General features: G+C 31.0%; 10 protein-coding genes and 1 pseudogene. 10 read left to right on the top strand and 1 reads right to left on the bottom strand.

Annotated features, from left to right (window positions below; translation table 11 throughout):
- Window positions 1-420: pseudogene (locus BUB35_RS16290) on the bottom strand (transposase); the annotation flags it as partial.
- Window positions 421-492: 72 nt separating this feature from the next.
- Between BUB35_RS16290 and BUB35_RS20290 the strand changes: the two are divergent.
- The 10 genes from BUB35_RS20290 to BUB35_RS16240 form a co-directional block, all read left to right on the top strand.
- Window positions 493-954, top strand: a complete 462-nt coding sequence (locus tag BUB35_RS20290) for a recombinase family protein (RefSeq protein ID WP_465220326.1) — start codon at window positions 493-495, stop codon at window positions 952-954.
- Window positions 896-1,516 (top strand): recombinase zinc ribbon domain-containing protein, encoded by a 621-nt coding sequence (locus tag BUB35_RS16280; protein ID WP_072853491.1) that lies wholly within the window; start codon window positions 896-898, stop codon window positions 1,514-1,516. The genes BUB35_RS20290 and BUB35_RS16280 overlap by 59 nt, the downstream gene beginning before the upstream one ends.
- 142 nt (window positions 1,517-1,658) lie before the next feature.
- The gene (locus BUB35_RS16275) at window positions 1,659-1,874 is read left to right on the top strand and encodes a hypothetical protein (RefSeq protein ID WP_242949277.1); all 216 of its coding nucleotides are present in this window, start codon (window positions 1,659-1,661) and stop codon (window positions 1,872-1,874) included.
- Window positions 1,875-2,048: 174 nt separating this feature from the next.
- On the top strand, window positions 2,049-3,362 hold the full coding sequence (locus BUB35_RS16270) for an RNA-binding domain-containing protein (RefSeq protein WP_072853487.1): 1,314 nt from the start codon (window positions 2,049-2,051) through the stop codon (window positions 3,360-3,362).
- Between the two features lie 654 nt (window positions 3,363-4,016).
- Window positions 4,017-5,861, top strand: a complete 1,845-nt coding sequence (locus BUB35_RS16265) for a KAP family P-loop NTPase fold protein (RefSeq protein WP_072853485.1) — start codon at window positions 4,017-4,019, stop codon at window positions 5,859-5,861.
- Between the two features lie 12 nt (window positions 5,862-5,873).
- Window positions 5,874-6,557: a hypothetical protein gene (locus BUB35_RS16260; RefSeq protein WP_072853483.1), complete on the top strand. Its 684-nt coding sequence runs from the start codon at window positions 5,874-5,876 to the stop codon at window positions 6,555-6,557.
- A 2-nt stretch (window positions 6,558-6,559) separates the two neighbouring features.
- On the top strand, window positions 6,560-7,933 hold the full coding sequence (gene qatC / locus BUB35_RS16255) for a Qat anti-phage system QueC-like protein QatC (protein ID WP_072853481.1): 1,374 nt from the start codon (window positions 6,560-6,562) through the stop codon (window positions 7,931-7,933).
- 1 nt (window position 7,934) lies between these two features.
- On the top strand, window positions 7,935-8,657 hold the full coding sequence (locus BUB35_RS16250) for a TatD family hydrolase (RefSeq protein ID WP_072853479.1): 723 nt from the start codon (window positions 7,935-7,937) through the stop codon (window positions 8,655-8,657).
- Window positions 8,658-8,818: 161 nt separating this feature from the next.
- Window positions 8,819-10,213 carry a hypothetical protein gene (locus BUB35_RS16245; protein WP_072853477.1) on the top strand — a complete coding sequence of 465 codons (1,395 nt, stop codon included), beginning with the start codon at window positions 8,819-8,821 and terminating at the stop codon, window positions 10,211-10,213.
- Window positions 10,214-10,544: 331 nt separating this feature from the next.
- On the top strand, window positions 10,545-10,765 hold a 221-nt coding region (locus BUB35_RS16240), incomplete at its 3' end, for a transposase (RefSeq protein ID WP_084730756.1).

Genomic DNA, 10,765 nt, shown 5'->3' with positions numbered 1-10,765 from the left:
CTTGATTTTCTTCGGTTCTGTCAGCTGGTGCTGAATTGAAATGTTTATAGTAGGTGCTACGGTTGATACCTAAGACACGGCAGAGAGTTTTCAGGTTATGTTGAAATCTAAGTTTATGAACCGCTTCTAATCGTTGTCTGAGTGTGGCGTGAAGATGGCAATCGCTTTTTTTAGTATGAGGTTTTCTTCTTCAAGTTGAGCGAGGCGTCTTTGAAGCTCTTTGACTTGTTTGGCAGTCATGACTTCACCATCATCTGTTTCAACAGTTGCGTATTGTTTGATCCAGCGAGTGAGAGCAGTCTGAGAAACTCCGTATTCTTTACAAAGGGCAGTTTGTGTTTTGCCACCAGATTGATATAGATTTACGAGTGTTCTATTGAAGTCTTCGTCATAGCGAATACCTTTGCTGTTTGTTGACATGTAAATACCTCCTTTTGGTGTCTACTTTATTGTAATAGATAGTTACTTTATGTGTCCACTTTTTTAATATAGATCCAAAGAGTCTTTGGGTATGAAAAAGGGATAGACAACCATCTTCATATCATTCCAGAAGAAGCAGAAATTGTTCGGATGATATATAAAAAATATTTGGAAGGACAAAGTCTGAATGACATTGCGGACTTGCTCACCAAAATGAGAGTAAGAACTATACGCGGAAATACTAGGTGGAATGGTTCCTCTATTCGAGTGATACTGACGAATGAAAAGTATATTGGTGACGCTATTGCACAAAAGACATTTACGGTAGACTATTTGTTGAAAGAGAGAAGAAAGAATAAAGGCGAATTGCCTCAGTATTATGTGCAGAACCTTCATGAGCCGATCATTTCTAAAGAATTATATTATCTGGTACAGCAGGAAAGGAAAAGAAGGGCATGCCTGAAGAAAAAAAAGTATGTTAGGAGGCGCGGAAGAATTAGAAGGAAGATATTCTGGAAAATTTGCGCTGTCTAAAATCTTGATTTGTGGGGAATGCGGCAGCGAGTATCGCAGACAGATCAGAAGAAAAAGTGGAAAAGAAAAGGCTGTATGGCGTTGCGAAAATAGGCTGCGAAATGGGAGTCGCTACTGTCGTCATTCCCCAACTCTTGAAGAAGAACTGATTCATGGAATTATATTAAAAGCTATAAATCGTATGGCAGATCAAATACAGATAGAAGTGAGTGAGGTTAAAGAGCCATTCAATATAAGACTAGAGAAAAAATCGAAGCATACACAGGAAAAAAATTCAAACCTGTCTTCCTTTGAATTGATTTACAGTAATATTGCTGACAATTTGGAAGACTATGAAAAAATGGAGATACATATCATAGAAGAACAACTGGAACAAGGCAAAGTAAGGCTAAGAGAAATTCAGGATCTCATTGGGAAAAGAACATATTTGCTAAACGAATATAATGAGCAGTTGGTCAGAAAACTGATTCGAAATATCAATGTGATCAATGCTTTTCAGATAGAGGTTGTATTTAAGACGGGGATTGTTATCGTAGAAGCTTGGAAAGAAAATGATAAATAGGGGAGTTTTAAGTAAACAAGGAAAATATGATAAAATGACAATATAATTGATATCGCAGGGAATGTTATATCATGAGGATTAGAGGATAGAGGTTTTAGAGCAAGATGTTGCAGAAGTCAAGATATAGAAATGGGGAATGCTTGTGTCGAACGAAAAAAAGAAATATTCGATTAAAGAAACCACTAAGGTAGAACGTGAAAAAATAGTGCAGGATGCTTATGCAATCGCTGTTTCAACAGGTAAACCACCCACAGAAGAAACGATGCAACTGGTAAAGGAATATGTTGATGGCAAGAAGGAAATATCGGAAATTTTGGAAGAAACCATTCAAAATATCAAAATAAGTGACCGTTGTTGAATCAAGAAACTGGCTTGTGGCAAATATAAAAAACGATGATAGAGGATATCTTTTGGTGCAGATTTCATTTACGAATACACGTTCACTATAGGGAGTGAATATTCACTTTAAGGATTGAAAAAAGTGAATAAATGGATATAATGGTAAGTAGAAATCTCAAGAGGAGGACTTGCTATGTTATTCGAAAATGAAAATATTGAATTCAAAGCAAAATTATCAGATGAAATTTATAAGGAAGTTATTGCATTTGCAAATACAGATGGCGGTATGATTTATATAGGAATCGATGATCAAGGTAATGTGGTAGGGCTTGAAAATATAGATGAAAGCTATACACGGCTTACCAATGGAATACGGGATGCAATTCAGCCAGATGTTACCATGTTTGTTCGTTATGTATTGCAGGAGGACAGGGTAATCCGTATTGAAGTGGGAGAGGGAAGTTATAAGCCATACTATCTAAAATCTAAGGGATTAAAGCCAAATGGAGTATATGTGCGGCAAGGTGCAACCAGCGCACCCGCTTCTCCGGAATTAATTCGTAAAATGATAAAAGATACTGACGGCGATCAATTTGAAGATATGCGTACTATGGAACAAGAGCTGACTTTTAATGACGCAGAAAAGGCTTTTGTTCGATATAATGTTGACTTTACCGAGGATAAATTTATTGCACTTGGGTTACGTAATTTACATGATGACCATTATACTAATTTGGCACTTTTACTTTCGGATCAATGTCAGCATACGATTAAAGTTGCTGTTTTTGCTGATGAGGATAGAACGATCTTCAAAGATGCTAAGGAGTTTGGAGGTTCTATTTTCCGTCAATTAGATGATGCCTATTCATATCTCTTGCTGTGCAATCGGACGTCAGCAACATTCCAAGGATTGAACCGTGTTGAAAAGAAAGATTATCCGGAAGAAGCTTTGCGTGAAGCACTACTCAATGCAATGGTGCATCGAGATTACAGTTTTAGTGGAAGCATTATTATCAATGTCAATGATGCAGCTATGGAATTCATTTCTATTGGTGGTCTGCTGCCTGGTTTATCTGTGGAAGATATCCGCAGTGGAATATCCCAGCCTCGGAATCGGAAGCTAGCAGAAATATTTCATAGGTTAAAGTTGATTGAGTCATATGGGACAGGTATTCGTAGAATTTTTAAGCTTTATGAAAATCATTCCGTACAGCCAAGGATTGAAGTTACACCAAATGCTTTTAAATTGATACTGCCTAATACCAATTATGTGAATACAATAGATAATGTTTCCATCAAGGAAAAAAATGCTGCCCCTGCTATTACGCCACAGATGAAAGTTGTATTGGGGTATCTTTCTGAATATGGGGAGATCAGCGAGGAAGAACTACAGGAATTGTTGAATGTTAAACGTACACGTGCTTATTTAATCGCACGGCAGATGCTGGAACAGGGACTGATTCAGTGTTCTGGAAGAGGGATAAGCAAACGTTATTATTTGAAGTGAGTTAGTTATATAAAATCCTCATAGTAAGTAGTTGGGTTAAAAATAAAAAGATACCATAAAGAAGTGCAAAGAAAAAATTCTGGAATGATAGGTGTATTGTTCCAGAATTTTTTGTTTTCATTGGAAAATAAATTTTATAGGTACTAATTTCATAACGAGAATATTTTGCTGTTATTTTTTGATGTGAAAAATAATAGTACCTAGATTGCGACAAAAAATATTGCTATAAAAGATAAAAAGTGAAAGATTGTATTTATATCATTGATATATGTAAACAAATTAAAAATATATATAAAATCACGATTTGTGACTAGCATGATATAAATTTAATGAATAGAAATTGTAGATATCATTAGGTTGCTCTGTTATTGTGATAAAATATACAGATTTCTCTTTGATAAAATATGATTTATTGTTCAAAAGTATTGTGATGTAATGGAAAATAGTCATTTATTGTGGTATAATTAATTTAATTTAGTTTAATAGGCAAAAATATAAATTAGAAATTTTACTAATATTATCGTTGCTAATTTTAGTAGCAACGATATTTAGAATTTTTAAAAATAGAAACTTAACTACCATAATTAAGAGTTTCATTTGTAATTTCCCAAAAACATTGATATAAATTGTAATTTAAGTTTTGGAGGTATAAATATGTGGACAGATAATGCATCGGATATTGATCTTCTATTCTATAAACCTTATGCAGATATAATTTCAGAAGATGCTGTTTCATTGGGCAAAGATCCATTAACAATAGGTGTCTTTGGTATTTGGGGAGCTGGAAAATCAACTCTTTTAAAATTAATCGAAAAGGAATATGAAGAGACAGAAACAGTATTGTGTATAAACATTAATGCTTGGATGTTCGAAGGATATGAAGATACTAAAATTGCAATAATGGAAACTTTGCTTAAGGAAATTGAAGAACAAATAGCTGATAGCAATATTAAAAATGGATTTAAAAAGTTGATTAAAAGAATTGATTATTTTAAATTAGGAACCAAAATCATACCATATGCTGTGCCCGCAGTTGCAAGTATCGTATCAGGCACACCATTACCCTTACTTTTAACATTGCCAAATGATGTAAAAGATATCGGTAATACATTACGAAGTATTTCTGAAAAAATACAGTATGCGAGAGAAGAGTATTTGCAAGACGACACTATATTAAATGAAAATTCTGTGGTAAACAATATAAGAATGTTTCGTGCAGAATTTGAGAAACAAATAGAATTAACAAAATATTATAGGATAGTAGTACTTCTAGATGATTTGGATAGATGTCAACCAGAACATATAATTGAAATCCTTGAAGCAATTAAATTATTTTTATCAGTTAACAAAGTTACATTTATTATTGCAGCTGATGAAAATGTAATTCAATACTCTATAAAGAAAAAATATCCACAAATGGAAGGCTTCAAATTTGAGTTAGATAAGGAATATATTGAAAAACTGATTCAATTGCCAATAACAGTTCCTGAATTATCCGAAAAAGATATTCAAAACTATCTTACGATCCTTGTATATCAAAAATTTCTTAAATTAGATGATTTTAGTAAATTTATTGAACAAATTCAAAAGAAAAAGCTTCTTATTTCTGAGGATGTAATTAGTATAGAATCATTTGAAGAAATATTAGAAACTAATCATATCGAAATAAATGAAAGAGAAAATTTCGATAAAATGTTGGATGTTGTAATTGGAATCCGAGATATTGTTGCTACAACACTTAACGGTAATCCGCGTCAAGCAAAAAGATTTTTGAATACTTTTGTTACCAAAAATAGATTAGCGGAGATATATTATCCTGGAGAAATTGATCCTAAAGTATTAGCAAAACTTTTGGTTTTATATAAATTAGACCATACTCTATTTTATGAATTGAATGAATGGAATAAAGAATTCGATACAGAAAACAAAAGGTTCCGTGAAATGCGAGAAGGAACTGAGCAAGAAAAAGACAGTAACAAGTACTTAAAATGGTATACTCCTAAAATAATCAAATGGGTAAATTGTAATCCTGTTGAACTTGAAAAAATGTCTTTAAATAAATACTTTTATCTTACGAGGGAGATATTAGGTTCATCAGTTGATACAAATTTAAAACTTTCAGAACAAGGCAGGAAACTGTTAGAAGAATTAGGAAATTCATCTCAGGGAACTGTTCCAATAATACTGAAAAGAATAAACGAGTTGCCTGAAAATGAAATTACTGAGATTCTGAACATAATCATTAAAAAAATTAGAACTGGGGATATAAAGTCATACATATATGGAAGTATATATGAAGAATTTCCGCAATATAGAGAAGATATCGAAAGTGCTTTAAAACAGGGGGTCTTTGAAATAACTGTGTCAGATTTACCGGTATGGATGAAAATGTATAATATTTCAAAAGATTCTATATCACTGATATTAGAGTCTTTTGTAAAACAAAATAAACTTAAAGAAAATCTGTATGATAGAATAAGAGGCATCAAAACAAATTAGGAGAAAAAGATAATGGGTACTTCAAAAGGTTATATTGCTCCAACAACAATACATTGGTCAAAATCAAAGAGAGCAGTTACAGGTTTTATAAAAAATGGGGATAATGATTCTAAAATCAAAGCAGCAAGTAGGTTTGCTGAAGCAATGAAGCAGGATATTTCATCATCAGCTTCATTTATAAGTGCTACAGGAAAAATATTATCATTTATAAATAATGCTAGTTCTATAGGTCTAAATAATGCTCTTCAGCAAATAGATAGATTAGATTTAATTGATAAAGAGCCAGGTGAAGTATTGGATGCATTACTTAATCACTTTACTAACAATGGAAATACTGTAGAGGATTATTTAGCAGCTCAAGCTATAGGAGAGGCTTTTTCGAATTTAAAAATCGAGAACATCGCTGATATAAATAATATATCCACAGAAGCTTTTTTAATTGAGGTTTTAGCTGAATATATAAAATTTAGTTTTGAATTTAGATATTCAGAAAAAATTGCAAGAGGAAGAACCATAGTTGAGGCAAAAGAAATTTTGGCAAAGATGCAAGAATATATTTCCAATAAAATACATTTTGAGTTTAAAGATAAATTAAAATATATTAGTTTTGAAAATTTAAAAACAGATGATTATGTTGAATTTGCATTGAAAGAAGCATTAGAATTATTTTTGGATTTTTATGAAAATGGTGATTAAATATGAATTTATGGATTCAAAAAGAAAGTGATTTAGAACCAACTGGAAATTGGGAAGATTCTTATATCTTTACAATTAATAGAGAAAAATATAGTACAATATATTCTAATATAACAACAATATGGTATCATATGGATCAAATGATAATTGAGCCAATTTATGAAGATTTATTCATTATTGGATTAAGTATATTTGCTGCAGACAAGAGAGTTAGTAGAAGGATATTTCGTGATTGTTGGACAAGAGAAATTAGTATTTCTATTCCTGTAATTGAGTATGAAAAATGGAATAATACAGTAAAAAAATGGGAAAGCTTACTTGGATTTTTAACAGGTGATCATTGGAAGATTAGTTTCAGAAAAACTGATAAAGTATTTAGTTATAGGAAAAATAAAAATAGAAAGCATATTAATGTAAAAAACTGCGATTGTGTTAGTTTATTTTCAGGAGGATTAGATTCTTTTTGTGGTGCAATAAAATTACTTCAAGAAGGAAAATCTCCATGTTTTGTTGGTCACAATGAATATCCTAAGCTTAGAGAAAAACAGTCAAAATTCGTAACTGGATTTAAGCAAGAATATTCAGGCCAATATATGGAATTTATTAGTTTCTCTGCAAATTCAAGAGCACCAAGAAAAAAAGATGGAAGCTATCTAAAAAAATCTGAAAATACATCACGTGGACGTTCACTTTTGTTTATCTGTACTGCACTTTCTATAGCTGGAATAATTGGAGAAACGACACCTGTATACATACCTGAAAACGGGTTTATAGGATTAAATTTACCTTTGACACAAAGTCGAATTGGCACTTGTAGTACAAGAACAACTCACCCACACTTTTTAAGAATGTTTAAAGAAATACTTTTTTTAGTTGGTATAAAAAATAAAGTTATTAATTTCTTTGCTTATTTGACGAAGCGAGAAATAGTTTCCAGTGTTAAAGATACAAAAATATTTAAACAATTTTATTCTGAAACAATTTCTTGTTCTCATCCTTGTATAGCTAGATGGAATGAAAAAGGAAGTACATATTATCCAATAAATTGTGGATATTGTTATCCATGTTTAATTAGAAAGAGCTCTTTACTTGATGTTGAAAATGCTACTAATGAATATACTTATGCTACTACAGGATTGGACTTTCTAATTAAGTATGAAGAAACAGAAAAAATAAATGATTTAGTTGCTGTATTAAATGCTGTTTATGAATCAAAAAAAATGAGTGATGGGGAATTAAAAAGAAAAATAAGGCATGCTGGTAATTTACATACAGAAGAAATTGAAAAATATGTAAGATTATATAGATTAACTATTAATGACCTATGTGAATTATTCTTGCGAGATAAGAGTCTGTATAAAATTTTAGGAGTTTAGGATGACGAAATTAATTGATACACATTTTCATTTGGATATGTATAAAAACCATAAAGAAATTTTTGAATATTTAAATCAAAAAAATATATATACGCTATGTATGACGAACTCACCAGGTGTATTTATAAGCTGCAATAAACTTTACTCAGAAGGAAAGTATGTTAGATTTGCTATGGGGTTTCATCCACTGAACTTTGGGTTAACAGACAAAGATATGGATGATTTTTTATGGTTATTACCATCTGTGGATTATGTAGGTGAAATTGGATTAGACTTTTCCCAAAAGAAATGTTTGCCGAAAGAACGACAAATGATTTATTTTGAAAGAATTGTAGATAAGTGTGCTGTGTTAAATAAGTTAATGTCAATTCATGTAAGAAAGGCAGAAGCCGAAGCAATTAAAATTTTAGAAAAATATATGCCTAACCGAATTATTATACATTGGTTTAGTGGATCTGAATCAGAACTTAAAATGTTTTTGGAATTAGGATGCTATTTTTCTATAAATGCTAATATGGTTTTATCGAATTTGAAAATAGTGAAACAAATTCCGAGAGATAAAATTTTAATTGAAAGTGATGGTCCTTATTCGAGGGTTAATGGAAAAAAATACAAGCCTGAACTTCTAAGAAAAGAATATGAGATTATTTCTAATAAATTAAATGAGCCAGAATTAACTACTATTGTATTTCAAAATTTCAAACGTCTTTTAATGACAAAATAATTATTAAACATATTTTATTAAGTTATATTGTATTGAGATTATAGTTAAATAAGTAAATTTATTTAATTAGAAAAACTTTTGGGAAATAGACTTTTTTAATTATAGATCCTAATAAATGTAGATTTGACAGTATAATAAATATTATGGAGGAAGAAATAGAGTTGGAAAATAAATGCATTTATTGCGGAAAGAACTACGATTTATCTGAATCTGATATAATCCCTGATGCACTTACTAATGCGCGTATTTTAAACAAAAATGTTTGTAGAATTGAGCATAACAATAAATTTAGCGATATGTTTGAAAGTAAGGTCATAGATGCATTGGGATTTATCACTAATGAACTTGATATTAAATCCAGTAAAGCAAAAAGGTACGCGGCGTATGAAGCTGTTGTGACTATTGAAGGAATAGAGTACAATTTAAAACTTCATGGAGATAAAGAAATTTTTAATGGGAAAGTGATTAAATCATCGGATAATAAACATATGATTAGCTCTTATGATAAAGCGGTTAAAATCGCAAAAGATGAAAGTAAAGTTCAGCCATTAGATATTAACACAATAGAAATTGAAAAGACAGTCAGAATCAATAATAAGATTTTCTTTGATACATCTATGTATAGAATGCTTTCAAAAATTGCTTTTGAATGGTATTGTTCTAAAAATAATATTTCCGGCTATTATTCTGAATTTAGCAATATAGTTGAGTTTATTACAACTGGTAAAGGGACAAACCCAGTTAGCATAATTCAAGAGGAAAAGATTTATAATATGATTGATCAAGTGGTTAATTTGGGGAGCCATACACTAGTTGCTTTTGAAAAAGAAGATGGTGAAATAGATGTAATTATTTCGTTATTTGGATTACTCATATATAAGGTTATTGTTACGCAGAAGAAGCCAAGCATTTGTATGTATAACTTCCTATATACAGAGTTAAGAACTGATTCTTCAAGGAAGGAGATTGTTCATCAGTCAGTTAGCGAGGCTCAACAAAAGTTAGATGAAGTGTTAAATTTAGATAATTTTGTGTGTACTGATATAATAATCGATGGCAAAAAAGTAATGGCACCTAAAAAAAAGATTTCTCTACAAAATTTGGAGATATATGTATTGTTGTTTAATTTGATTGGATTCCTTTCAGCAACTAATGACGATGCAACTGGACCAAATTTTAGAGTTAATAAAATATTTTTTAGCCAGTTAAAAAATATAACTCAAGCGTCAACTCTGCATAAGAAATCAATAAAACGATTTGTGCATGAAACTTTTTATGAGGGGCATGAAAAGATAAAATTAAATCCCAATGCAAGTGATAAGAAATCAATTGTATTTCTTTATGCAGTATATTTGATTGGGAATAGTGAAGAAAAAGAATTAAATGACGTGATTCTTCAAAAAATTGTTAAAGAAGGATTACCAAATGTATCTAATGGTGAGTTTATTGTTAATGATGAAATAGAAAATAGTCTCAAAAAAAAGATGATGGAAGATGAGAATTATTCTGATACTCTTGAAAGAGGTGCCGAAAAAGTATTGAATTGGCGGAATTAAAAAAGGAGGTATTCTAGCGGAAAGGAGATATACCAAGAGATCCTAAATGGAAAAAGAGGATTGAACATGGAGAGTAGATTTGTTTGATTTGTATGATTGAATAGTTCCTGATGAAAAAGTTAAAAGTAAGACAAAGTGAATTTTTGAATGCAATTATAATGATACAATTGTTTATAAGGAGGAAAAATGTCTGTTTACTTAGAAACAAATGCATGGACTATAGTCAATAAAGTGGACACAATTTATAAGGCAGTGTGAAACTTTTTCTGTAAATATGTAATTGAAGAGGTTCTTCTATGGTAAAATTTAAATCATAGGAGGACCTTTTATTATGGCAAAACAGAAGAAACCCATACATCGGGTACAAATGACAGAGGGAAAACGAAACATTATTCATCAGCTCATGGAAGAATACGATATTCAGACAGCTGAGGATATTCAGGAAGCTCTAAAAGACCTTCTGGGCGGAACCATCAAAGAAATGATGGAAGCAGAAATGGAGGATCATCTCGGATATGAAAAATCTGAGCGTTCTGACAATGATGATTACCG

Origin of the sequence: Anaerotignum lactatifermentans DSM 14214, from assembly GCF_900142265.1 — a bacterium.
Lineage (GTDB): Bacteria > Bacillota > Clostridia > Lachnospirales > Anaerotignaceae > Anaerotignum > Anaerotignum lactatifermentans.
Note: the sequence above shows the minus strand (reverse complement) of the source record. Positions and strands in the feature narration are given on the sequence as shown.

Excerpts from the sequence above, each read along its gene's own strand:
- BUB35_RS16265 (WP_072853485.1), top strand. The coding sequence starts at position 4,017 with ATGTGGACAGATAATGCATCGGATATTGATCTTCTATTCTATAAACCT.
- qatC (WP_072853481.1), top strand. The coding sequence starts at position 6,560 with ATGAATTTATGGATTCAAAAAGAAAGTGATTTAGAACCAACTGGAAAT.
- BUB35_RS16280 (WP_072853491.1), top strand. The coding sequence starts at position 896 with ATGTTAGGAGGCGCGGAAGAATTAGAAGGAAGATATTCTGGAAAATTT.
- BUB35_RS16250 (WP_072853479.1), top strand. The coding sequence starts at position 7,935 with ATGACGAAATTAATTGATACACATTTTCATTTGGATATGTATAAAAAC.
- BUB35_RS16270 (WP_072853487.1), top strand. The coding sequence starts at position 2,049 with ATGTTATTCGAAAATGAAAATATTGAATTCAAAGCAAAATTATCAGAT.
- BUB35_RS16260 (WP_072853483.1), top strand. The coding sequence starts at position 5,874 with ATGGGTACTTCAAAAGGTTATATTGCTCCAACAACAATACATTGGTCA.